Origin of the sequence: Nocardioides nitrophenolicus (assembly GCF_016907515.1) — a bacterium.
Classification (GTDB): domain Bacteria; phylum Actinomycetota; class Actinomycetes; order Propionibacteriales; family Nocardioidaceae; genus Nocardioides; species Nocardioides nitrophenolicus.
Map to the genome: position 1 here is coordinate 5,729,594 of NZ_JAFBBY010000001.1, position 22,058 is coordinate 5,751,651.

Sequence of the window (22,058 nt, forward strand, 5' to 3'; positions counted from 1 at the left end):
CAATCCCCCGCTGGCCTGACCACCCCACCACCGCCCCCAAACCCAACCCGCCGACAACGAGAGCTCCCCCGACCCCGATTGCGGTTTGGTCCCAAACCGCAACAACTCCGGCCGACCACCTGCAGTCTCTGCCCAATCCCCCACTGGCCTGACCACCAAAAACAGCCGTGGCCCGCCCTCGCCGTAGCGAGAGCGGGCCATGACCTCCCCGCGGGTCAGCTCACTTGAGCTCGGCGCTGGACAGCCCCAGCACCCGACGCGCCACGATCAGCTGCTGGATCTGCTGGGTGCCCTCGAAGATGTCGAGGATCTTGGAGTCGCGCGCCCACTTCTCGAGCAGCTCCTCCTCGCTGTAGCCGACGGACGCGCACAGCTCGACGCAGGAGAGCGTCACGTCGGAGCCCACCCGGCCGGCCTTGGCCTTGGCCATCGAGGCCTCGAGCGAGTTGGGCTTGCGGTTGTCGGCCATCCACGCGGCCTGGAGGGTCAGCAGCCGCCCGGCCTCCCAGTCGGCCTCAAGCTGCAGGAACTTCGCGGCCGCCGCGCTCTGCAGCAGCGCCGGGCGGTCGTAGTCGACCTCGATCCCGGCCGCAGCGAGCAGGTCACGGGTGAGGTCGAGCGACGCCCGCGCGCAGCCGACGGCCATGGCGGCGACCAGCGGACGGGTGTTGTCGAAGGTCGCCATGGCGCCGGCGAAGCCCTGCTCGACGTTGATCTCGGGCGAGCCGAGGAGGTTCTCCTTCGGGACCCGCGCGTCGGTGAAGGTGATCACGGCCGTGTCGGAGGCGCGGATGCCGAGCTTCTCCTCGAGCCGCTCGACCTTGACGCCGGGCGTGCCCTTCTCGACGACGAAGGACTTGATCGCCGCGCGGCCCAGCGACTTGTCGAGGGTCGCCCAGACGACGATGCAGTCGGAGCGCTCGCCGGAGGTGACGAAGATCTTCTCGCCGTTGATGACGTACTCGTCGCCGTCGAGTACGGCGGTCGTCGAGATCGCCGCCGAGTCGGAGCCGAACGACGGCTCGGTGATCGCCATCGAGGCCCAGCGGCCCTTGAAGCGCTCGAGCTGCTCGTCGTTGGCGACCGAGGCGATCGCGGAGTTGCCGAGGCCCTGGCGGGGCATCGACAGCAGCAGTCCGGTGTCGCCCCAGCACATCTCGGCGACCGAGGTCACCGAGGCCAGGTTGGCGCCGTTCTTGACGGTCTTCTTGTCGGAGTCGTCACTGTCCCGACGTACGCCGGTCGCCCCGGCCCCCTCGCTCGCGCCGGACTCGGAGAGCCCGTCGATCATCGCCGCGAGCATGTCGAGCTCCTTGGGGTACTCGTGCTCGGCGATGTCGTACTTGCGGGAGATCGGTCGCAGCATGTTCATCGCGACCTGGTGGGCCTGGTCGACCAGGGCCCGGTGCTTCTTCGGAACCTCGAGGTTGATGGCCATCAGACCAGCACCGTCCCTTCCATGATGCCGATGGCACGCAGGTCGCGGTACCACCGCTCGACCGGGTGCTCCTTGACGAATCCGTGACCGCCGAGCAGCTGGACGCCGTCGAGGCCGATCTGCATGCCCTTGTCGGTGCACGCCTTGCGGGCGAGCGCGACCTCGCGGGCGAAGTCCTTGCCGGCCGCCGCGCGCGCGGCGGCGCGGTAGGTCAGCAGACGCATGCCCTGCAGCTCGATCGCGATGTTGGCGACCATGAAGGCCACCGACTGGCGGTTGGCGATCGGCTCGCCGAAGGCCTCGCGCTCCTTGACGTAGGGCGTGACGTAGTCGAGCACCGCCTGGCCGGTGCCGACCGCGAGCGCGCACCAGGCGAGGCGGGACAGCCGCACGCATTCGGTGTAGGTCGTCCCGTCGGTCTCGCCGAGCACGGCGTCGGCGGGGACCTTGACGTCGTCGAGCACCAGCTTGGTCAGCGACGCCGCGCGCACTCCCATCGCCGGGTCGCCCTCGATGGAGAGGCCCTCGGTGGAGGACTCGACGAGGAAGAGGACCGGCTTGCCGTCGAGGCTGGCGCCCACGACGAAGAGCTCGGCGTGGTCGCCGCGGGCGACCAGGCTCTTGGTGCCGTTGAGGACGTAGCCGTCGCCCGACTTCGTGGCGGTGGTCGACGGGCTCAGCACGTCGAAGAGCACGGTGGGCTCGTTGAGCGCGAGCGCGGCGGCCGGGACGGTGCCGTCCTCGGCGCTGAACGCCGGGAGGTAGGTCTGCTGCTGGGCGTCGGTGCCCCACAGGCCGATGGCGGTGGCGACCGAGCCGGGCGCGAGGGTGGCGACGGCCAGGCCCATGTCGCCCTGGGCGAGGGCCTCGGCGACGAGGGTGCCGGCCATGGCCGAGCGCTCCTCGGACACCCCGCCGAGCGACTCGGGCAGGCCGAGGATCGGCAGGCCGATCTCGAGGCTGGCCTTGAGCACGTCGTCGGGCGCGGCGCAGGCCTTGTCGGCCTCGAAGGCCGCCTCGCGGACCACCTCGGCGAACTCGGTGACCACGTCGACGAGCATCTGCTCGTCCTCGCTCGGGGTGAGGTCGAAGACACCGCTGGCCGCGGCCGACGCGGCGGCGGGCCGAGCGCCGGGCTGGCCCTTCTTGCCGGCCTTGGCGAAGGTCCGGCTGGCGTTGGTCATGGTCTTGAACCCGGTGCGGGTGACCGAGAAGACGGCCTGCTCGGCCGGCTTGCGGAGGCGGACCTTGTCGAGGAGGTCGGTCTGGGCGAGCCGGTTGAGACCGGCGACGAGGTAGCCGATCGGGTCCCGGCTCTCGCTGCTCGGAACCCCGTGCTTGCCACCCGGCTTGAGGTTGCTGATCAAGGACATGACAGCAAATGTAACTATGAGTTACACATTGCGCTACAGCTGGTCCGAAATCACCCGGTGTGATCTGGGCGTCAGTCGATCCGCACCGCGACGGTGGTGCGCGGCAGGGTCAGCAGCACACTGCCCGTCCCGCCCGTGCTGGTGCGGGTGGTGACCCGCCGGGTCCCCTCGATCACCAGCGTCCCCGAGGTGAAGGACGCCGGCACGACGAACGCGGGGTCCGGCACGGGCGTGTCCGGCGACAGATCGCGGCGCGGGTACGCCGTCCCGTCGGCCGCCTCGAGGTGGAGCTCGGCGAGCTCGAAAGCGCGTGGGCGCGGGTCGTCCGGCGTCGTGTAGGTGACTTCCACGGCCAGGTAGGCGCGACCCGGGTCCCGCAGCCCGTGCGGGCCGTTGAAGAAGAAGAGCCGGGCCGCGCCGACGTGCACCGAGCGCACGGCGTCCCGGCCGAGCGGCGCGTCCGCGGTCGGGCGCAGGACGACGTCGGCGTCGACGTCGGCGCGCAGCCTGGGCCGGGCGAGGACCGCGATGTTGCGTCCCGTCGCCGTGCCGTCGACCAGCGAGACCCGCTGGTCGTAGCCGTCGGCGTCGAGTCGCAGCTCGACGACGGCGTCCTCCCCCGCCGCGACGACGTACGACGGCCCGCCGGGTGGCAGCGGCACGGACGTCGCGTCGACGACGACCGCCAGACCCGCCGCGGACCACGGGACGCACGGCTGCTCCTGGCACGGGCCGTCGGCGAGGGTGAAGGCGCGCAGCACCGCGCCGGGCGCGGCCCGGAAGGCGCCGGACCCGTCCTCGGCCTGCTCGAGCGTGCCGAGGCCGCCCACCCGGACGCCGGCCGTGCGTCCGGCCAGGGTCGCGGCGGTGACCCCGGAGCCGGCCGCGGCGCCGGTGGCCACGATCGTCCCGGGCGGCACGAGGCGCGGGCCCGCCGGTGCGGCGCGGCCGGCGGGACCGGTCCCCGGCGGGGCGGCGCCCCGCGACACGAGCACCGCAGCGACGGTGAGCACGACGACCACCAGGACCGCGACGCCCACGAGGACCGCGACCGTCAGCCCGCTCCGGCCGGCCGGCCGGCTCGCCGGGGCCGACGGGTGTGCGGGCGACGACGGGAGCAGGGGGCCGGCCAGCACGGTCCGCTCGTCCGGGAGCACCGTGCGCGGCTGCGACCCGACGACCTCGTCCTCGGCCACCGCGCCGAGCCCGAACAGCAGGGCGGCGAGCGCCCAGCGGGCGCTGATGACGTCCGCGCCCCCGCGCAGCGCGGCCAGCCGGAAGGCCTGCGCGTCGAGGGTGTGCCGGGGCTGGGCCCCGTCGGCGAGCTGGGCCCGCACACGGGCCAGCGTGCCGAGCCGGATGGCGTCGGTCAGCAGGTTCACCTGGCCGTCGGTCGTCCGGCCGGTCGAGGCGTAGTCGTCGAAGGCGGCCCGGAAGTCCACCGGGTCGTCGAGCACCGCCGGTCCCAGCCGGGCCACCAGGGCGGCCAGCTCGTGGTGGGTCTCCACCCCAGCACCATGGCACCGGCGCCCGCCATACGCCCCGGCCCCGCCCCATCTATACCGAGTTCAGGGGACGGCACGGCCGCGACCGCGACCGTAGGTTCGACAGCACCGACGCTGACTGATCGCGGACACCTGGGGGCGATGATGCGAAGGATCCTGGTGACGGCTGCGGCCGTCCTCGCCGTGCTCGGCATCGTGCCGGCGCCCCCGGCGATCGCCGCGTCGCAGACGGTGGTCGTGGCCGGCTATGCCTTCCCCGCGGGCCTCCGGTATGTCGCCGGCGGTTGCACGGGCACCGGCACGGCGACGCCGTACGCCGCCTACCGCGCCGGCAGCGTGCTCGGCGACCACGCCATCGGGCTCGCCTTCGGTGGACACCCGGGCGGCATGGGTGGCGTCTCGGCCTGGGTGTCCGACCCCGGCGACCTGCTGGACGCCGCCCTCGCGACCTACCACCCGAGCCCGCTGCCGGGGACACCCGGAGTGGACGGGCACATCACCATCGCGTTCGACGCGTTCGGGAACGGCTTCCAGACGTCCTGGCTCGTCGGGCGCTACGACGTGTCGAACCTGACCGGCTGGCACCTCGGCGACGACGTCGCCGACATCGCGACCGACTGGTACTGGTCGGACGACTCCACCCAGGAGTACGCCGGCTGGACGCTTCCAGAGGTCGCCGGCGACTGGGGCCCCGGGTCGGGCGGCGCCTGGCTCGACTTCGAGTTCGGCTGCCGTGGTCGCGACTTCTTCTTCGACGACCTGCGGCTGCGGACCTCGGCGGGCACCACCACCTACGACTTCGAGGGCGTGCCGAGCCAGGCCTACATCTCGGCGGCGCCGACCCACCACAGCGCCGCGCTGGAGCGGGGGATCACCCGCCTGGACCTGGTCAAGGGCCAGGACCACTACCTGCTGGCCGACGCGAAGACGCCCGGCGACGGCGTCTGGTCGCCCGGCTACGTCCCCGGCACGGCGACGCTGTGGGCCCGGCCGTGGGGCGCGCCCGGCTTCTCCCCCGTCGCGAGCGGCGGCTTCGGGACCGACTCCTATGCGCAGTTCCACGTCCAGCCGGACCGGCAGACCGAGTACCAGGTCCGCACCAGCGGCGACGACACCTTCGAGGCCAGCGCGTCGGCGACCCTGCTGGTCACCGTGGCCCGGCAGGTCAACGCCCGCGCCCCCGCCACGCGGGTCCGCCAGGGTCAGCCGATCCGGGTCCGGGGCCGGATCGCACCCGGCGACGCCGGCGTGCGGGTGAGCCTCCAACGCAAGGTGGGCAAGCACTGGCGCACCGTCGACCGGGCGCGGACCCGGGCCGGCGGCCGGTTCGCGCTGCGGGTCGACGCCAACAGGGTCGGCCGCTGGACCGTCCGGGTGTCGGTCGCGGCCGCGAAGGGCAATGGCGCCAGCGTCACACCGGGCACCCGGATCAGGGTCGTGCCCCGTCCCCAGCCCCAGCCGCAGCCGGCTCCGGCCCCCGTCTACGTCCCGGTGCCCGTCACCCACGTCCCGGCCGAGGAGCCCAAGGGCACGGTCCCGCCGTCCGCGCACCACCGGCTCAGGCCGTCGCAGCGGCTCTCCTAGCATGGGGCCATGCCCGAGGACCTCGACCACACCGCAGCGCACGCCGTGCTGGCGCCGTACGGACCGCTGCCCCGCGGCGGCCGGGTCCGCCCGATGACCCGCTGGGGCACGCCGGTGATGCACCGGCCCCAGGCCCGGGTCGAGGTCTACGACGACGCGCTGGCGGCCCTCGCCGCCGACATGGTCGCCACCATGTACGCCGCCGACGGGGTCGGCCTGGCCGCCTGCCAGATCGGCGAGGACGTCGCGATGTTCGTCTTCGACTGCCCCGACGCCGAGGGCCGCCGGGTGGTCGGCGTGGTCTGCAACCCGGTCCTGGTCGAGCCCGAGGGCGTCGAGCGGCGCCTCGACGACAGCCCGGAGGGCTGCCTGTCCTTCCCCGGCGCCTTCGTCGACTGCGCCCGCCCCGACTACGCCGTGGTGGAGGGCACCGGGCTCGACGGCGCGCCGGTGCGCTTCGAGGGCGACGGCCTGCTCGCGAAGTGCCTGCAGCACGAGACCGACCACACCCTCGGCACGGTGTTCGGCGACCGGATCTCGGCCAAGGCGATGAAGAGGCTGCGCAAGCAGCACGACGCCGCCGCGGACGAGTATCCGGCGGACTGGCCCGCGTGAGCGACCCGGTGGGCTAGCGTCTGGCCATGCCCGTCGACCCGTCCCTGGCCGGTCTCCTCTTGGCGATCGAGGCCGGCACCCCGATGTCCGAGCTCTCCCCCGCCGACGCCCGCTCGGCGTTCCGCGCGCTGACCGTGGGCGGCCGCGCCCCCGGGACGCTGGCCCCGGTCGCGTCGGTCACCGACGACGAGGTCGCCGGTGGCGCCGGAGCGCTGCGGGCCCGGGTCTACCGACCCGAGGGCGCGGGGCCCGTCCCGACCGTCGTGCTGCTCCACGGCGGCGGCTGGGTGGTCGGCGACCTCGACACCCACGCCGCCATGGCACGCTCGATCTGCGCCGGCACCCGCTCCGTGGTGGTCGCCGTCGACTACCGCCTCGGCCCCGAGGCCCGGTTCCCGGCCGCCGCCGAGGACGCGATCGCGGCGGTCCGCGACATCCGGTCCCGGCTCGGGGACTACGGCGGCAGCGACGTCCTCGCGGTCGCCGGCGACTCCGCGGGCGGCAACCTGGCCGCGGTCGCCGCCCAGCACGTCCCCGGGATCGCCGCCCAGCTGCTCATCTACCCGGCGACCGACGTGCTCGGCGACTACGCCTCCCGCAAGGAGAACGGCACCGGCTACTTCCTCGACGACGCGACCATGGTCTGGTTCGTCGGCAACTACGTCGACGCCGACACCGACCTCAGCGACCCGCGGCTCTCCCCGCTGCGTGGCGACCTCACCGGCCAGCCGCCGGCGGTGGTCGTCACCGCCGAGTTCGACCCGCTGCGCGACGAGGGCATCGCGTACGCCGACGCGCTGGCCGCGGCCGGCGTACCCGTGCGGCAGACGACCTATCCCGGCCTGATCCACGGCTTCTTCGACATGGGACCGTGGTCACCGGCCTGCCAGGCCGCCGCCGACGACACCGTCGCGCAGTTCGCGGAGCTGCTCGCTCAGGCCTGAGCGTGGCTCGGCAGCACGCACGCCGCGTCCAGGCCGAGCACCCGGTTGAGCCGGCCGAACGCGAGCCACGAGCCCAGGCACATCGACAGCTCCACGATCTCGCGGTCGGAGTAGTGGGTGCGCATCCGCTGCCAGAATCCGTCGTCGATCCCGTGGTGGTCCAGCGCGTAGCGCTCGGCGTACTCCGCGGCGAGGCGGGCCCGGTCGTCGAGGTCGCGGGTGGTGCGCCAGTCCTGGACGGCACGGTCGAAGGTCTCCTCGACCTTCTGGCCGTCGCGCTCGGTGCGCCAGTCCTGGCAGAACAGGCAGCCGTTGATCTGCGCGATCCGCAGCCGCGCGGCCTCGAACTCCCGCAGGCCCAGGGTGCTGTGCTCGTAGACGCTCATCGCCAGGGTCGAGGCGGCGGGGCCGATGCCCGGCACCAGCTCGCCCCACACGTAGGTGATCGGGTCCTTGCCGTCGGGGATCTCGAGGAACATCACGCCTCCTCGGGCCTGGTGCGCAGGTACGTCGAGGGCACCAGCGGGACGTCCAGGCCGTCGTAGAGCCCCGGCGCGGCGGTGCGCAGCCACGGGATCGCGTTGACCAGCCGGTTGGCCGCCGTGGCGTTGCCGCCGGCGGCCCGGTTGCCGCCCTCGTCGGTGGCCTCGACGTTGATCTCGATCCGCGGCCGGCCCTCGACGATCACCCGGTGGGCGCCGTCGCCACCGTCGGGCGGCAGCGGCCAGTCGGTGGCGCAGTCGGCACTGATCCGGGTGACGTGCTCGATCACGATCCGCGGCTCGCCGCCGACGATGCCCTGCACCTCGAAGCGCAGGCCGCCCTGGGTGCCGGCCTCGAAGTCGCCGAGCGCGGTGCGCACCGAGGCGTCCAGCGCGCGGCGCTCGACCGTCTCCCGGAGCTCGTCGACCTCGACGCCGAGCGCCCGCGCGATCAACCGGATCTGACCGCCCCACACCATCGACGGGATGCCCTCGGCCACCATCGGCGGCTCGTAGTCCATCGGCTGGCCCATGCCGACGATGTAGCGGACCGAGTCCTCGGCGTCGTACGTCGAGTAGTCGAAGATCTCCTGGCAGCGGACCTGCTCGATCTCCGAGGCCAGGCCGCTCACCAGCGCGGGCAGCAGGTCGTTGCCCCAGCCCGGGTCGATCCCGCTCACGAACAGCGCGCTGCCTCCGTCGGCGCACGCCTTGCTCAGCGGGTCGGTCAGCTCGGCCGGGGCGCCGCGGTGGTCGTAGAGCGCGTAGACCGACGGCGTCACGACGACGGCTCCCCCGGCGAGCGCGCGGCCGATGTCGGCGATCGCCTCGTCGGGGCGCAGCTCGCCGGATGCCGTGTAGGCCACCGCCCCGGCACCGTCGAGCGTCGCGAGCGCCGCGTCGACGTCGGTGGTCGCCGCGACGCCCAGGGAGCGGCCCAGCTCGGCGAGCTCGCCGGCGTCGCGGCCGGCCTTGGCCGGGTCGCTGACGAGCACCGCGGCCAGGGTCAGCCCGGGGTGGGCCGCGACCGCCCGGATGGACGCTCGGCCCATGTTGCCCGTGCCCCAGACGACGACCGGCACTGCTCGGTAGAACGTGTTCTCATCCGCCATGGATGGGACCCTAGGCCGCCCGGGGCGCGAGCGGTAGTGCGACAGCGTGTCAGTTTTTGAGAGATCTTCATGAACTCGCCGGCGTCCTCAGAAGGGGTACCGCTCGATCTCGGCCTGCATGGTCACCCACTGCAGGTGGCAGAAGGTGTCCAGGTTGGCCTCGGCGCCGCCGAAGTGACCGCCGCTCCCCGACGCCTTGATGCCCCCGAACGGGATGACGGCCTCGTCGTCGACGGTCTGGTCGTTGATGTGGACCATCCCCGACTCCAGCCGCGCGCTCAGCTCGAAGCCGCGCATCGCGTCGCCGGTGAGCACGCCGACCGAGAGCCCGTAGGGGTCGTCGTTGACCAGGGCGACCGCCTCCTCGACGTCGTCGTAGGCGATGACCGGCGCGACCGGGCCGAAGATCTCCTCGCGCGCGGCCGGCTGGTCCGGGCGGACGCCGGCGAGCACGGTGGGGCGGTAGAACAGGCCGTCGTAGGTCCCTCCCGCGGCGAGGCGCGCGCCGGCGGCGACGGTGTCGGTGACCAGTCCGTGCACCTTGTCGCGCTGGCCGGCGTCGATCAGCGGGCCGAGCGCGACGTCGCCGGCGAACGGGTCGCCGACGCTCAGCGCCTCGGCCTTCGCGGCCAGCAAGTCGACGTACTCGTCGGCGAGGGCGCGGGGCACCAGATGCCGTCCGGTCGTCATGCAGATCTGGCCCTGGTGCAGGAACGAGCCCCAGGCCCCGGCGGAGGCGGCCCGGTCGAGGTCGGCGTCGGGCAGCACGAGCAGGGCGTTGTTGCCGCCGAGCTCGAGGTGGACCTTCTTGAACATCGGCGCCGCGGTCGCCGCGATGGCCCGTCCCGCGGCGGTCGACCCGGTGAAGCTCAGGCAGGGGACGTCGGGGTGGGCGACCAGGCGCTGCCCGGCCTCCGCTCCCCCGGGCAGCACCGTCAGGACCCCGTCCGGCAGCCCGGCCTCGTGCAGGATCTCGGCGAGGGCGACACCGCCGGACACCGCCGTGCGCGGGTCGGGCTTGAGCACGACGGCATTGCCCAGGGCGAGCGCCGGCGCCACCGAGCGCATGGACAGGATCGCCGGGAAGTTGAACGGCGAGATCACGCCGACCACGCCGACGGGCACGTGCCGGGCGAGCGAGAGCCGGGGACGGGTCGAGCGGAGCATCCGACCGTACGGCGCGGACGCCGTGGCCGCCGCCTCCCGCAGCTCCGAGACCACCAGGCCGTGCTCGAAGGCGGCCTTGCCGGGCGCGGAGCCGGCCTCCCGCTGCAGCCACGGGATCAGCCGCTCGGGCGCTGCCTCGGCGATCGCGGCCGCCCGCAGCAGGACGGCGGCGCGCCGGTCGTAGGGCAGGTCGGCCCAGGCCCGCTGCGCGGTCCGGGCCCGGGCGACGGCCCGGTCGACGTCGGCGGCGGATGCCTCGTCGAGCGAGGCGAGCACCTCGCCGGTGGACTTGTCGGTGACGTCGATCATGCCGGGACCTCCTGGGTCGGGACGGGAGTGGAGATGCGCTCGAACCGCTGCGGGATCACCACGATGGCGACCGCGGCGAGGACCGCGACGAGGGCGAAGACGTAGAAGCCCCACGGGTAGGCGAGGTCGGCGGTGACCAGGGCACCGGTGATCGCCGGCCCGACGATCGAGCCCAGCCGGCCCACGCCGGAGGCCAGGCCGAGGGCGGTGCCCCGCAGGTGGGGCGGGTAGTAGCGGGTGATCCAGGCGTAGACGAGGACCTGGGCGCTGAACACGAAGACACCGGTCAGGAACACGGCGCCGTTGAGCAGCACCGTCGGCAGGTGCACGCTCAGCACCGCCAGCAGCACCGCGGCGGCGGCGAACCAGCCGAGCGTGCTGCGCCGGATCCCCCTCGCGTCGCCGACGATGCCCGCGAGCACCAGGCCGGCGATGCCGCCGAGGTTCAGGAGCAGCAGCAGGGTGAGCGACGCCGCGATCTCGTAGCCCGCCTCGCGCATGATCGTCGGCAGCCAGCTGTTGAGTCCGTAGACCAGCAGCAGGCCCATGAAGCAGGCGGCCCAGGTCGCCAGGCTCGCGGTGCGGTAAGGCGCCCGCAGGATCTCCGACGCCCGCGGCGCCGGCGTGTCCGTCGTACCGGCCCCGCGGCGGGCCAGCGCGACCGTGTTGGTCTCGGGGAGCTTGAGCCACATCAGCGGCAGGATGACGAGACCGGCGACGCCGCCGATGACGAACAGCAGGTGCCACTCCGGGACGACGGCGAGCGCGACGAGGGCGGTCAGCACGGCGCCGACGTGGTAGCCGGTCATGGTCAGCGTCGTCGCCCGGGCGCGCTGGCTCTCGGGCGTGGCCTCGCTCATCATCGTCAGCGCGGCCGGCATGCAGGCGCCGAGACCGAGTCCGGCGACGAAGCGCAGCGCGCCGAAGGTCTCCGGGTTCGTCGCGAGCGGCACGGCGAGGGTGAACACCGAGAACAGCGCGATCGAGGCGAGGATGCAGCGGCGCCGCCCCCAGCGGTCGGACAGCGGCCCGACCAGGATCGCGCCGACCATGATCCCCACCAGGGAGACGGTGGTGACGAAGGTGGCCGATGCCTTGTCCATGCCGACGTGCCCGCCGTCGAGGATCGTCGGCAGCGCGGCGCTGAGGGCGACGATGTCGAAGCCCTCCAGGGTGACGGTCGCCCAGCAGAGGGCGCGGACCCAGGTCTGGGTCCGGTCGGGTGCGGTCATCGGTGCTCCTGGGATCAGTGCGGCGTGGTGAGGGTGGTGTCGACCTGGACGAGTCGTGGTCCGTCGGGCTCACGGGCGAGCTCCCGCTCGAGCGAGGCGACGTCCTTGACCCGAGTGCCCGGCACGCCGTAGCCCTCGGCGACGGGCACCAGGTCGAGGTCGGGGATGTCGAGGCCGGGGACGTCGGGGGTCCCGAGCAGTCCCGCGAACCAGCGCAGCGCGCCATAGCTGCCGTTGCGCAGGATCACGATCGTGAGCGGGAGCCGCAGCTGCGCGGCGGTCCACAGGGCGGTGATGCCGTAGTTGGCCGAGCCGTCGCCGATCACGCCGACCACGCGGCGCTCGGGGCGGGCCAACGCGACACCGACGGCCGCGGGCAGGCCGAAGCCGAGGCCGCCGGAGGCGGGCCAGTAGAAGCTGCCGGGGGCGCGCAGGTCCATCTGCTCCCAGAAGTCCGCGCTCGTCGAGGTCGACTCGACGACGTACGCCGTGTCGGCGGGCTGGGTGCGGCGCAGCGCGGCGAAGACCTCGGCGGGCCGCAGCCGGCCGTCCTCGCCGGCCGCCGGCTCGGGGCAGGCGACCCAGCGCCGGGTGTCGGGAGCCTGCTCCGCGGGGACGCCCAGGCGCTCGGCGAGCCCGGCGAGGACGGCCGCGGGCTCGGCGAGCAGCGCGTCGCCGAACGGCGCGCGGGCCGCGGCGGCGTCGTCGTCGGTGACGTGGACCAGCGCGGTGCCCGCGGGGAGATAGGGGGCCGGCTCGTGCTGGTGGTAGCGGAACACGGGCGCGCCCAGCACCACGACCAGGTCGTGGCCGGTCATCGCGTCGTGGACCGCACGGATGCTCGCGGGGAGCACGCCGCGGAACAGGCGGTGCCGGTTGGGGAACGGCAGCCGGTACGGCGACGGGGCCACAGCGACCGGGGCGTCGAGGTGCTCGGCGAGGCGCACCAGCAGGTCCGCCGGCACCGTCCCGTCCAGGTCCGACCCGAGCACGAGCAGCGGCGCGCTGGCCGCTGCGAGCCGGCCGGCGAGCTCGTCGACGACCGCGGGATCGACGCCCTGGGCCCGGCGGACGGTCCGGTGCACCACGAGCTCGGAGCCCGCGGGCGCCGGGCGCTCCCAGTCGTCGTACGGGACGGAGACGAAGGACGGCCCGCGCCGGCCGGCGGTCGCGCTGTGGATCGCCTCGGCGAGCGTGCGCGGGACGTCGTCGGCGCTCAGCGGCTCGGCGGCGAAGCCGGTCAGCGGCCGGGTGAGCTGACCGGCGTCGACATTGGCGAGCATCACGTCCTGGCCGACGGTCGAGCGGACCTGCTGGCCGGCGAGGAGCAGCAGCGGCGAGCGGGAGACGGCGGCGTTGCTGAGCCCGCCCATCGCGTTGCCGGTGCCCGACGCCGCGTGCAGGCTCACCACGCCGAGGCCGCCGCCGGCCTGCGCGTAGCCGTCGGCCATGCCGATCGCGGCGCCTTCGTGCAGCGCGAGGACGTAGCGCATCCCCTGGGGCAGGCCGGCGAGGAACGGCAGCTCGTTGGAGCCGGGGTTCCCGAAGATGACGGAGACCCCGGCCTGCTCGAGCAGGGCGTGGCTGTGGTCGCGGATGGTGGCGGTCGTCACACGGGAACCGTAGGTTCACGACACCATCGATGACCAATAGAATCGGCGACACCCCGACATAGATCGCATCGATATCCAGGGAGGCCGGCGTGGACCTGAACGAGGTGCGCACCTTCGTCACGCTCTACGAGACCGGCTCGGTCACCGGCACCGCAGAGCGGCTCCACGTCACTCAGCCGACCGTGAGCTACACCCTCGCCAAGCTGCGGCGCCGCCTCGGCGACGACCTGTTCACCCGGTCCCGCTCCGGGCTCGAGCCGAGCGCCCAGGCCACCTCGATGTACGGCCCGTTGCGTGAGGCCCTGCTGACCATCGAGCGGACCGTGGCCGGCGCCGACGGCTTCGACCCCGCCACGACCGACCGGGTCTTCACGGCCCTGCTCTCGGAGTTCGGCGAGCTGTCCTTCCTCCCGCTGCTGCTGCCCGAGCTGGCCCGGCACGCACCCCGGGCCCGGCTGCGGGTCGAGAGTCTCCTCGTCGACGACGTCATCGAGCAGCTGGTCCGCGGCCGGGTCGACCTCGCCCTGACCGGGTCGCTGATCGACGACGAGCGGCTGGAGCGGCGTCCGTTCATGAGCGTGGGCTGGGCGATCATCGTGGCCGCCGACCACCCCCGCATCGGCCAGCCGGTCATCGAGGCCGAGCAGTTCGCCGCCGAGCGCTTCATCCACGTCCGCAGTCGCGCCGGGCACGACGGGCCCACCCGCCTGCTCGACCAGGTCGGACTGCGCGGCCAGGTCGAGCTCGAGCTGACCAGCTACTCGTCGGCGCCCTACGTCGTCGCCGCGACCGAGCTGATCTCGATCGTCCCGCGCCACATCGCCGAGGTGTTCTCCCGGCGGCACGGGCTCCAGGTCGTCGAGCTGCCCTTCTACGTCGCGCCGATCGACGTCGCGGCCTACACCCGGCGTACGCCCGGCCCGGCGCAGCAGTGGCTCGCCGACCTCGTCGTCACCACGCTCTCGCAGCGGCGGCTCGCCTAGAGCGGGTCCTGGCGGCGAGCGGTGACATAGCAGGCGACGGCGGTCGCGGCGGCGACGTTGAGCGAGTCCACGCCGTGCTCGATGGTGCGCGCCATCGGGATGATCGCGCGCCGGTCGGCGGCCTGCTCCCACCGCGGGGACAGGCCGTGACCCTCGGAGCCGAGCACCAGCGCGACCTTGTCCTGTCCGCGCACCGCCTCCTCGATCGGCACCGCGTCCGGCGCAAGGGTCAGCGCGACCGTGGTGAACCCCCGCGCGCTCAGGTCCGGCAGCGCGTCGTACCAGTCGGGGAGGCGGGTCCACGGCAGCGCGAACACCGCGCCCATCGCGACCTTGATCGCCCGGCGGTACAGCGGGTCGGCGCAGCGGGGGGCCAGCAGGACGGCGTCGAAGCCGAGCGCGGCGCCGCTGCGCAGGATGGCGCCCACGTTGGTGTGGTCGACGATGTCCTCCAGGACCAGCACCGAGCGCGCGCCGGCCAGCACGTCGTCGAGCGAGGGCAGCGGCCGGCGCTGCAGCGAGGCGAGCGCGCCGCGATGCACGTGGAAGCCGGTGACCTGCTCGGCGAGGGCCTCGGAGAGGACGTAGCAGGGCGCTTCGCTGCGGTCGAGGACGTCGGCCAGGCCGTCGAGCCAGCGCGGCGCCATCAGGAAGGACCGGGGTGCGTAGCCGGCCTCGACCGCGCGGCGGACGACCTTCTCCCCCTCGGCGAGGAAGAGCCCGTGCTCGGCCTCGAGATGCTTGCGCAGCTCGACGTCGCGCAGGTCGCGGTAGTCGCCCAGCCGGGGGTCGGCGGGGTCGGCGATCTCGACCAGCTCGGCCATCGTGTCCTCAGAAGGCGTCGGGGTGGGCCACCGCGACGACCTCGCCGATCACGATGATCGCGGGCGGCTTCACGGCCTCCTCGGCGAGCCGGTCGGCGAGGGTCCCGAGGGTGGCGAGGACGGTGCGCTGGGTCGGCATGGTGCCGTCGCAGATCACCGCGACCGGCGTGGCGTCGGGACGCCCGCCGGCGACGAGGGACTTCGCGATGTGGGGGGCGTTCTCGACGCCCATCATCACCACGACGGTGCCGCGCATCCGGGCGAGGGCGTCGTAGTCGACCAGCGACTCGGGGTGACCGGGCGGCAGGTGCCCGGAGACGACGGTGAACTCGTGGGTGACGCCGCGGTGGGTGACCGGGATCCCGGCGATGCCCGGGACCGAGACCGGCGAGGTGAGGCCCGGGATCACCGTGACGGGTACGCCGGCCGCCCGGCACGCGATGATCTCCTCGAAGCCGCGGCCGAAGACGAAGTTGTCGCCGCCCTTGAACCGCACGACCCGCTTCCCGGCCAGTGCCCGCTCGACGATGATCCGGTTGATCTCCTCCTGCTGCGCGGAGCGGCCGCGGGGCAGCTTGGCGACGTCGACCAGCTCGACGTCGCTGGGCAGGTCGCCGAGCAGCTCGCGCGGGGCCAGCCGGTCGGCGACCACCACGTCGGCGGCCATCAGCGCCTTGCGCCCGGCGATCGAGATCAGCTCGGGATCGCCCGGGCCGCCGCCGACCAGGGTCACGCCGGGGGTGCGCTCCGGCGTACCGTCGCGATGGTGGGGCGCGGCGATAGTGCCGTCGCGCAGCCCGGCGAGGATCTCGTCGCGCACCGACGCCGAGCGGCGGGGGTCGCGGTTGCCGACCACGGCCACGGTGATACCGGCCTCGCGACCGACCGCGGGCGTCCACGCCGTCCCGAGGGTCGCGTCGTCGGAGCGGACGCAGAACACCCGCTGCGCCTCGCACAGCGCAGAGACGTGGTCGTTGACGGCGCGGTCATCGGTGACCGCGATGACGTACCAGGCGCCGTCGAGGTCGGCGTCGGCGAAGGCCCGCTCGTGCCAGGTGATCTCGCCCGAGCCGACCAGGCCCTCGATCGCCGGGGTCACCGACGGCGACACGACGTGGACGTCGGCGCCGACGGCGATCAGCTGCGGCACCCGGCGCTGGGCGACGTGCCCCCCGCCGACGACGAGCACACGGCGCCCGGCCAGGCGCAGTCCGGAGGGGTACGGCGGGAAGTCACTCACATCGCCCATTCTCCCGGCATCCACCGGGGCGCCCCTGACATGGGCCCAGTCCCCGGACTACGTTCGGTGACATGAGTCTCGATCGCCCGGTCAGCCCGGACCCCTACACCCTGCTCCCCGCCGTACCGTCGTTCACGGTGACCAGCGCCGACGTCACCGACGGCCAGCCGCTCGACGACGCCCAGGTCGCCGCCCACGGCAACACCTCGCCCCAGCTGTCGTGGTCGGGCGCCCCGGAGGGCACGAAGTCGTACGTCGTGACCTGCTTCGACCCCGACGCCCCCACCCCGAGCGGGTTCTGGCACTGGGTCCTCGTCGACCTGCCCGCCGACGTCACCTCGCTCGACACCGGCGCCGGCGCCGAGGGCGCCACTTTGCCGGGCGGCGCCTTCATGTGCCGCAACGACGGCGGCCCCAAGGCGTTCATGGGCGCCGCGCCGCCGCAGGGCGACCAGGTGCACCGCTACTACTTCGTGGTGCACGCCGTCGGCGAGGAGACGCTCGGCGTCGACTCCGACGCCTCCCCCGCCGTGGTGTCGTTCAACCTGGCGTTCAAGACGCTGGGGCGGGCGGTGCTGTACGGGACGTACCAGCACTGAGCGGGTGCAGGAATCACCGGTCGACCGGCGAAACTGTCACTTGACCTGCATTGCCGACACTTGACCTGCGTTTCTGTCACTTGTCGGGCGTTGCAACGCCCGACAAGTGACAGAACAACCGGTCGACCGGCGATTCATGCACCCCCGTCACAACCCCATCGACTTGGCGATGATCAGCTTCATCACCTCGGACGTCCCCCCGTAGATCCGGGTGACCCGGGTGTCGGCGTAGAGCCGGGCGATGGGGTACTCGTTCATGTACCCGTACCCACCGTGCAGCTGCAGGCAGCGGTCGATCACCCGCCCGGCGACCTCGGTGCAGAACAGCTTGGCGGAGGCGGCGTCGACGGCGGTGAGCTCCCCGGCGTCGTGCGCCTCGAGCGCCCGGTCGCAGACGGCCTGGGCGGCGTCGACCTCGCTCTGGCAGGCGGCGAGCTCGAACTTGGTGTTCTGGAAGGACGCGACGGTGGCGCCGAAGACCTTGCGCTCCTCGACGTAGGCCTGGGTGAACCGGATCGCGGCGGCGGCCTGGGCGTAGGCGCCGTAGGCGATGCCGAGGCGCTCCTGGGGGAGGTTCTGGCCGAGATAGGAGAAGCCCTCGTTCTCCTCGCCGAGCAGGTCGGCGGCGGGGACCATGACGTCGGTGAACGACAGCTCGGCGGTGTCGGACGTCCGCAGTCCGAGCTTGTCGAGCTTGCGCCCCACCGCCCAGCCCTCGGACGTGGTGTCGACGCAGAACAGCGAGATGCCGAAGCGGCGGTTGCTCTCGAGCGGCGGGGAGGTGCGGGCGCAGACGATCACGCGGTCGGCGAGCACGCCGCCGGTGATGAAGGTCTTGGCGCCGTTGAGCACGTAGTGGTCGCCGTCGCGCTTCGCGGTGGTCTGCATGCCGGCGAGGTCGGAGCCGGTGCCGGGCTCGGTCATCGCGATCGCCCACATCTCGGTGCCGGCGACGAAGCCCGGCATCCAGCGCTTGAGCTGCTCGGGGGTGCCGAGCTTGAGGAGATACGGCAGGCACAGCTCCACGTGCACGCCGGACCCGCCGAGGTTCACGCCGGCGCGGGCGCACTCCTCGGTGAGGATCGCGGAGAACTTGAAGGAGTGGATCCCCGCGCCGCCGTACTCCTCGGGGACCTCGATGCCGAAGACACCCAGGTCCCCCAGCTTGGCGTAGAGCTCGCGGGAGACCTGCCCGGCGTCGTACCACTCCTGGTAGTGCGGGACCACCTCCGTCTCCAGGAAGGCCCGGATGGTCCGGCGGTAGTCCTCGTGGTCCTCGTTGAACACTGTGCGGCGCATGCGCTCATGCTGCCACCGGCGTCAACGCACCGAGCTGCCACCCGCCTCGCGCAGCAGCTGCTCGAAGGGGGTCGGGGCCGCGAACTCGTCCTCGACGGTACGACGGCGGGGCGCCGCCGGGGCCGACCCGGCGCCGAGCAGCGCGGCCAGCTCGCCGGCCGCCCGCTCGACCCGCTTGTCGAGCGAGCCGTCGTCGGTGGCGCCGAAGTCCTCGCTCGCCGCGAACACCCCGGTCGGGACGACGACCGCCCGCAGGTAGGCGAACAGCGGCCGCAGGGCGTGGTCGAGCACCAGGCTGTGCCGGGCGGTGCCGGCGGTCGCCGCGATGACGAGCGGCTTGCCGTCGAGCAGGCCGTTCTCGAGCACGTCGAAGAAGGTCTTGAACAGTCCCGAGTACGACGCCGAGAACACCGGCGTCACGACGACCAGCCCGTCGGCGTGCCGCACGGCCTCGATCGCCTCGGCGAGCTCGCCGGTGGCGAAGCCGGTCAGCAGGTGGTCGGCGAGCGCGTGGGCCAGCGGCCGGAGCTCGACGTGCTGGACGTCGACCTCCTGGCCGCGGGCTCCTACGGCGCGCTCGACGGCGTCGCCGAGCTTGTCGGCGAGCAGCCTGGTCGACGACGGGACGGAGAGTCCCGCCGAGACGACGACGATCCGGGTGGTCATGCCTGGACCTCCTCGGCTTCCTCGGCACGGTCGGTGGTGCCGGTCATGGTGTCCTCGGCGTGCACGCTCACGTCCTTCGCTCCCCCGGCCGCGGCGACCAGCGAGGCGTGGGTCGGCGCGTCCGGCACGTCGGCGGGCCGGCCCTCGGCGAAGCCCTTGCGCATGTCGGGCAGGATCTCGCCGAGCAGGTCGAGCTGCTCCAGCACCGTCTTCAGCGGCAGGCCCGCGTGGTCGACCAGGAAGAGCTGGCGCTGGTAGTGCCCGGCGTACTCGCGGAAGGACAGGGTCCGCTCCAGCACCTGCTGCGGCGAGCCGACGGTCAGCGGGGTGTGCTCGGTGAAGTCCTCGAGCGAGGGGCCGTGGCCGTAGACCGGCGCGTTGTCGAAGTAGGGGCGGAACTCCCGCACCGCGTCCTGGCTGTTGCGGCGCATGAAGAACTGCCCGCCCAGGCCGACGATGGCCTGCTCGGCCGTGCCGTGGCCGTAGTGCGCGAACCGCTCGCGGTACAGGCGCACCATCTGCTCGGTGTGCGACTTCGGCCAGAAGATGTGGTTGTGGAAGAAGCCGTCGCCGTAGTAGGCGGCCTGCTCGGCGATCTCGGGGCTGCGGATCGAGCCGTGCCACACGAACGGCGCGACGCCGTCGAGCGGGCGCGGGGTCGAGGTGTAGCCCTGCAGCGGGGTCCGGAAGCGACCCTCCCAGTCGACGTTCGCCTCGGTCCACAGCCGGCGCAGCAGCGCGTAGTTCTCCACGGCCAGGTTGATGCCCTGGCGGATGTCCTTGCCGAACCAGGGGTAGACCGGACCGGTGTTGCCGCGGCCCATCATCAGGTCGACCCGGCCGTCGGTGAGGTGCTGGATCTTGGCGTAGTCCTCGGCGATGAGCACCGGGTCGGTGGTGGTGATCAGCGTGGTGGCGGTCGAGAGGATGATCCGCTCGGTCTGCGCCCCGATGTAGGCGAGGGTCGCCGTCGGGTTCGACGCGATGAACGGCGGGTTGTGGTGCTCGCCGGTCGCGAACACGTCGAGCCCGATCTCCTCGGCCTTCTTCGCGATCGCGACGGTGGCCTTGATCCGCTCGTACTCCGACGGGGTGTGCCCGGTCGTCGGGTCGGTGGTGACGTCGCCGACGGTGAAGATGCCGATCTGCATGGTCCGCTCCTGGTGGTGGTGGTCAGTCACCCGGCTCAACAGGTGACATGTCAACTATATTCCATCGTCCGTCCATCGCGGACACCGGGCCGCACCGTGCTCTCTAGACTCGGGCCGTGACCGAGACCAGCACCGTCGACATCCTGGGTGAGCCGTGGATGGCGGAGACGATCGCTCTCGACGACGACTTCGAGGGCGAGGTCGTCGCGACCCTGGTCAGCCACCCGGCCGCGGAGCCGACCGGACTCGCCACCCTGCACGTGCACGGCTTCTCCGACTACTTCTTCCACACCGAGTACGCCGCGTGGTGGCGCGAGCGCGGGTTCGCGACCTACGGCCTGGACCTGCGCAAGTACGGCCGCTCGCTGCGCCCGCACCAGTCGGCGACGTACGTCGCGGACCTGAGCGAGTACTTCGCCGAGCTGGACGCGGCGTGGGAGCGGATCACGGTCCGCGACGGCCATCGACGCGTGGTGCTGTCGGGCCATTCGACGGGCGGCCTGGTCGTGGCGCTGTGGGCCGACGACCGCAAGCCGCCCGAGCTGGCCGGACTGCTGCTCAACTCACCCTGGCTGGACCTGCAGGGGCGGGCCTGGATGCGCTCCCCCGTCGCGAACCGGATCATCGAGGAGGCCGGACGCCGGCGGCCGCTGCGGGAGCTGCCCCGCGACGTCAGCGGCTACTACGCCCGCAGCCTGCACCGCGACCACGAGGGCGAGTGGGACTTCGACCTCACCTGGAAGCCGGTCGAGTCCTTCCCGGTGCGCTTCGGTTGGCTGCGCGCGGTCCGGCACGGCCATGCCCGGCTGCAGGCGGGGCTGGACGTGCCGGCGCCGGTGCTGGTGCTCTCCTCGGACCGCAGCGGACACCCGACCGCGATGGACGAGGAGGTCTTCACCACCGACATCGTCCTCGACGTCGAGCAGATCCGGCGCTGGTCGGTCGCCGTCGGCCGCCATGTCACCTATGTCGCCGTCCCCGGGGCGGTGCACGACGTCGTACTCTCCCGCAGCGAGCCCCGGGCGCGGGCGTACGACGAGATCGAGCGCTGGCTGGGCGCCTACGTCCGGACCTGAGCCGCGCTCAGCTGCAGCGGTAGACCCCGTCCGAGCGGGTGTAGCAGTCGTCCACGTTGCTCTCGGCCCAGACGCCGAGCGCGATGATGGCGCCCACGCCGAGCAGGAAGAGCGCGAAGCCGACCCAGCCGACGATGATGCCGGCCAGCGCCAGCCCGCCGCCCTGGTCGTTGCGCTGCCGGATCTGGCTCTTGGCGACGTGGCCGAGGATCGCGCCGATGATGCCGGTCGCACCCAGGCAGGCGGTGAGCGAGATGACGCTGACCACGAGCGAGGCGATCGCCAGGCCGTTGGTCGTCGGCGGCGTCGGGTACCCGTACGGCTGCGCCGGCTGCCCGTACGGCGCCTGGCCGTACGGCGCCTGGGGCTGGCCGTAGGGCTGGTACGGGTCGTTCCCGGAGGGCGGAGTCGTCATGGCGGAAGGATCCCACGGGGGCGCGGGCCCGACCACTAGGGTTCCCCTCATGGACCCCGTCACCGGACTCTCCCTGGGCCGCATCGCCATCGGCGTCGGCGCGCTCGCCGCTCCCTCGACCACCGCCCGGGTGTTCGGCCTGGACCCGGCCAGCAACCCGCAGCTCGGCTACATGGGCCGGATGTTCGGCGCCCGGGAGATCGCCCTCGGCGCGGTCACCCTGGTCGCCCGCGGACCGCTGCGCCGCAATCTCACCGTGGTCGGGATCGCCGTCGACGGCGCGGACCTCGCCAACGGCGTGATCGAGCTCGGTCAGCGCAATGTCTCGAAGCTCTCCAGCGGGATGCTCATCGGCGCCGCGGCCGGCGCGGTCGGCTCCGGCGTGCTCGCCCTGGTCCGCGGCCGGGGCCGCGCGAAGGCCACCGCCTGAC

General features: G+C 73.1%; 21 protein-coding genes. 7 read left to right on the forward strand and 14 right to left on the reverse strand.

The features are described from left to right. Window positions 1-220: 220 nt before the first annotated feature. The 3 genes from JOD66_RS27550 to JOD66_RS27560 all read right to left on the reverse strand — a co-directional run bounded on the left by JOD66_RS27550 (window position 221) and on the right by JOD66_RS27560 (window position 4,319). Complete coding sequence (locus JOD66_RS27550; protein WP_205126091.1) at window positions 221-1,438, reverse strand: acyl-CoA dehydrogenase family protein; 1,218 nt, start codon at window positions 1,436-1,438, stop codon at window positions 221-223. Next, entirely contained in the window at window positions 1,438-2,811 is a 1,374-nt protein-coding gene (locus JOD66_RS27555) for an acyl-CoA dehydrogenase family protein (protein WP_205126092.1), read from the reverse strand. The genes JOD66_RS27550 and JOD66_RS27555 overlap by 1 nt, the downstream gene beginning before the upstream one ends. Window positions 2,812-2,882: 71 nt before the next feature. Next, window positions 2,883-4,319 carry a hypothetical protein gene (locus JOD66_RS27560; RefSeq protein WP_205126093.1) on the reverse strand — a complete coding sequence of 479 codons (1,437 nt, stop codon included), beginning with the start codon at window positions 4,317-4,319 and terminating at the stop codon, window positions 2,883-2,885. Between the two features lie 156 nt (window positions 4,320-4,475). Between JOD66_RS27560 and JOD66_RS27565 the strand changes: the two genes are divergently transcribed. The 3 genes from JOD66_RS27565 to JOD66_RS27575 are packed head-to-tail and all read left to right on the forward strand — an operon-like array spanning window position 4,476 to window position 7,459. Next, window positions 4,476-5,900: a hypothetical protein gene (locus JOD66_RS27565; protein WP_205126094.1), complete on the forward strand. Its 1,425-nt coding sequence runs from the start codon at window positions 4,476-4,478 to the stop codon at window positions 5,898-5,900. 9 nt (window positions 5,901-5,909) lie between these two features. After that, the gene (def, locus tag JOD66_RS27570; protein WP_205126095.1) at window positions 5,910-6,515 is read left to right on the forward strand and encodes a peptide deformylase; all 606 of its coding nucleotides are present in this window, start codon (window positions 5,910-5,912) and stop codon (window positions 6,513-6,515) included. Window positions 6,516-6,541: 26 nt separating this feature from the next. Next, window positions 6,542-7,459: an alpha/beta hydrolase gene (locus JOD66_RS27575; protein ID WP_205126096.1), complete on the forward strand. Its 918-nt coding sequence runs from the start codon at window positions 6,542-6,544 to the stop codon at window positions 7,457-7,459. Here JOD66_RS27575 and JOD66_RS27580 read toward each other — a convergent pair. The 5 genes from JOD66_RS27580 to mdlC all read right to left on the reverse strand — a co-directional run bounded on the left by JOD66_RS27580 (window position 7,450) and on the right by mdlC (window position 13,374). Further along, window positions 7,450-7,938 carry a carboxymuconolactone decarboxylase family protein gene (locus JOD66_RS27580; protein WP_205126097.1) on the reverse strand — a complete coding sequence of 163 codons (489 nt, stop codon included), beginning with the start codon at window positions 7,936-7,938 and terminating at the stop codon, window positions 7,450-7,452. The genes JOD66_RS27575 and JOD66_RS27580 overlap by 10 nt on opposite strands. Next, window positions 7,938-9,053: an NAD(P)H-dependent amine dehydrogenase family protein gene (locus JOD66_RS27585; protein ID WP_205126098.1), complete on the reverse strand. Its 1,116-nt coding sequence runs from the start codon at window positions 9,051-9,053 to the stop codon at window positions 7,938-7,940. Before JOD66_RS27585 ends, JOD66_RS27580 begins: the two co-directional genes overlap by 1 nt. 87 nt (window positions 9,054-9,140) lie before the next feature. Further along, window positions 9,141-10,529: an aldehyde dehydrogenase family protein gene (locus JOD66_RS27590; RefSeq protein ID WP_205126099.1), complete on the reverse strand. Its 1,389-nt coding sequence runs from the start codon at window positions 10,527-10,529 to the stop codon at window positions 9,141-9,143. After that, window positions 10,526-11,761 carry an MFS transporter gene (locus JOD66_RS27595; RefSeq protein ID WP_205126100.1) on the reverse strand — a complete coding sequence of 412 codons (1,236 nt, stop codon included), beginning with the start codon at window positions 11,759-11,761 and terminating at the stop codon, window positions 10,526-10,528. Before JOD66_RS27595 ends, JOD66_RS27590 begins: the two co-directional genes overlap by 4 nt. Before the next feature lie 14 nt (window positions 11,762-11,775). Continuing rightward, complete coding sequence (gene mdlC / locus JOD66_RS27600) at window positions 11,776-13,374, reverse strand: benzoylformate decarboxylase (RefSeq protein WP_205126101.1); 1,599 nt, start codon at window positions 13,372-13,374, stop codon at window positions 11,776-11,778. Window positions 13,375-13,463: 89 nt separating this feature from the next. On the opposite strand from mdlC, the gene JOD66_RS27605 reads away from it, so the two are divergent. Next, on the forward strand, window positions 13,464-14,357 hold the full coding sequence (locus JOD66_RS27605) for a LysR family transcriptional regulator (RefSeq protein WP_205126102.1): 894 nt from the start codon (window positions 13,464-13,466) through the stop codon (window positions 14,355-14,357). On the opposite strand, the gene JOD66_RS27610 is transcribed toward JOD66_RS27605, so the two are convergent. Both JOD66_RS27610 and cobA read right to left on the reverse strand, forming a co-directional pair. Continuing rightward, a complete protein-coding gene (locus JOD66_RS27610) occupies window positions 14,354-15,181 on the reverse strand; it encodes a TrmH family RNA methyltransferase (protein WP_205126103.1) in 828 nt (275 codons plus the stop codon). The genes JOD66_RS27605 and JOD66_RS27610 overlap by 4 nt on opposite strands. A 7-nt stretch (window positions 15,182-15,188) precedes the next feature. Then, the gene (gene cobA, locus JOD66_RS27615) at window positions 15,189-16,430 is read right to left on the reverse strand and encodes a uroporphyrinogen-III C-methyltransferase (RefSeq protein WP_205126104.1); all 1,242 of its coding nucleotides are present in this window, start codon (window positions 16,428-16,430) and stop codon (window positions 15,189-15,191) included. 62 nt (window positions 16,431-16,492) lie between these two features. Between cobA and JOD66_RS27620 the strand changes: the two genes are divergently transcribed. Further along, the gene (locus JOD66_RS27620) at window positions 16,493-17,020 is read left to right on the forward strand and encodes a YbhB/YbcL family Raf kinase inhibitor-like protein (protein WP_205126105.1); all 528 of its coding nucleotides are present in this window, start codon (window positions 16,493-16,495) and stop codon (window positions 17,018-17,020) included. A gap of 147 nt (window positions 17,021-17,167) precedes the next feature. Here the strand turns inward: JOD66_RS27620 and JOD66_RS27625 are convergent, their stop codons facing one another. From JOD66_RS27625 to JOD66_RS27635, 3 genes are read right to left on the reverse strand one after another with little or no spacing between them, the layout of a single operon-like run. Further along, window positions 17,168-18,319, reverse strand: a complete 1,152-nt coding sequence (locus JOD66_RS27625) for an acyl-CoA dehydrogenase family protein (RefSeq protein WP_205126106.1) — start codon at window positions 18,317-18,319, stop codon at window positions 17,168-17,170. A 21-nt stretch (window positions 18,320-18,340) separates the two neighbouring features. After that, window positions 18,341-18,985 carry an FMN reductase gene (locus tag JOD66_RS27630; protein WP_205126107.1) on the reverse strand — a complete coding sequence of 215 codons (645 nt, stop codon included), beginning with the start codon at window positions 18,983-18,985 and terminating at the stop codon, window positions 18,341-18,343. Next, a complete protein-coding gene (locus JOD66_RS27635; RefSeq protein WP_205126108.1) occupies window positions 18,982-20,136 on the reverse strand; it encodes an LLM class flavin-dependent oxidoreductase in 1,155 nt (384 codons plus the stop codon). Before JOD66_RS27635 ends, JOD66_RS27630 begins: the two co-directional genes overlap by 4 nt. A 116-nt stretch (window positions 20,137-20,252) precedes the next feature. On the opposite strand from JOD66_RS27635, the gene JOD66_RS27640 reads away from it, so the two are divergent. Then, entirely contained in the window at window positions 20,253-21,212 is a 960-nt protein-coding gene (locus tag JOD66_RS27640; protein WP_307823768.1) for an alpha/beta hydrolase, read from the forward strand. Between the two features lie 7 nt (window positions 21,213-21,219). Here the strand turns inward: JOD66_RS27640 and JOD66_RS27645 are convergent, their stop codons facing one another. Beyond that, window positions 21,220-21,627: a DUF4190 domain-containing protein gene (locus tag JOD66_RS27645; RefSeq protein WP_205126109.1), complete on the reverse strand. Its 408-nt coding sequence runs from the start codon at window positions 21,625-21,627 to the stop codon at window positions 21,220-21,222. 49 nt (window positions 21,628-21,676) lie between these two features. On the opposite strand from JOD66_RS27645, the gene JOD66_RS27650 reads away from it, so the two are divergent. Then, the gene (locus JOD66_RS27650; protein WP_205126110.1) at window positions 21,677-22,057 is read left to right on the forward strand and encodes a DUF4267 domain-containing protein; all 381 of its coding nucleotides are present in this window, start codon (window positions 21,677-21,679) and stop codon (window positions 22,055-22,057) included. The last annotated feature ends 1 nt before the right edge of the window (window position 22,058 follow it).

Bases quoted from the DNA above. Each gene is read 5' to 3' on its own strand.
- JOD66_RS27550 (WP_205126091.1), bottom strand. From the start codon at position 1,438: ATGGCCATCAACCTCGAGGTTCCGAAGAAGCACCGGGCCCTGGTCGAC.
- JOD66_RS27555 (WP_205126092.1), bottom strand. From the start codon at position 2,811: ATGTCCTTGATCAGCAACCTCAAGCCGGGTGGCAAGCACGGGGTTCCG.
- def (WP_205126095.1), top strand. From the start codon at position 5,910: ATGCCCGAGGACCTCGACCACACCGCAGCGCACGCCGTGCTGGCGCCG.
- JOD66_RS27575 (WP_205126096.1), top strand. From the start codon at position 6,542: ATGCCCGTCGACCCGTCCCTGGCCGGTCTCCTCTTGGCGATCGAGGCC.
- JOD66_RS27580 (WP_205126097.1), bottom strand. From the start codon at position 7,938: ATGTTCCTCGAGATCCCCGACGGCAAGGACCCGATCACCTACGTGTGG.
- JOD66_RS27585 (WP_205126098.1), bottom strand. From the start codon at position 9,053: ATGGCGGATGAGAACACGTTCTACCGAGCAGTGCCGGTCGTCGTCTGG.
- JOD66_RS27590 (WP_205126099.1), bottom strand. From the start codon at position 10,529: ATGATCGACGTCACCGACAAGTCCACCGGCGAGGTGCTCGCCTCGCTC.
- JOD66_RS27595 (WP_205126100.1), bottom strand. From the start codon at position 11,761: ATGACCGCACCCGACCGGACCCAGACCTGGGTCCGCGCCCTCTGCTGG.
- JOD66_RS27610 (WP_205126103.1), bottom strand. From the start codon at position 15,181: ATGGCCGAGCTGGTCGAGATCGCCGACCCCGCCGACCCCCGGCTGGGC.
- cobA (WP_205126104.1), bottom strand. From the start codon at position 16,430: ATGGGCGATGTGAGTGACTTCCCGCCGTACCCCTCCGGACTGCGCCTG.
- JOD66_RS27620 (WP_205126105.1), top strand. From the start codon at position 16,493: ATGAGTCTCGATCGCCCGGTCAGCCCGGACCCCTACACCCTGCTCCCC.
- JOD66_RS27625 (WP_205126106.1), bottom strand. From the start codon at position 18,319: ATGCGCCGCACAGTGTTCAACGAGGACCACGAGGACTACCGCCGGACC.
- JOD66_RS27630 (WP_205126107.1), bottom strand. From the start codon at position 18,985: ATGACCACCCGGATCGTCGTCGTCTCGGCGGGACTCTCCGTCCCGTCG.
- JOD66_RS27635 (WP_205126108.1), bottom strand. From the start codon at position 20,136: ATGCAGATCGGCATCTTCACCGTCGGCGACGTCACCACCGACCCGACG.
- JOD66_RS27645 (WP_205126109.1), bottom strand. From the start codon at position 21,627: ATGACGACTCCGCCCTCCGGGAACGACCCGTACCAGCCCTACGGCCAG.
- JOD66_RS27650 (WP_205126110.1), top strand. From the start codon at position 21,677: ATGGACCCCGTCACCGGACTCTCCCTGGGCCGCATCGCCATCGGCGTC.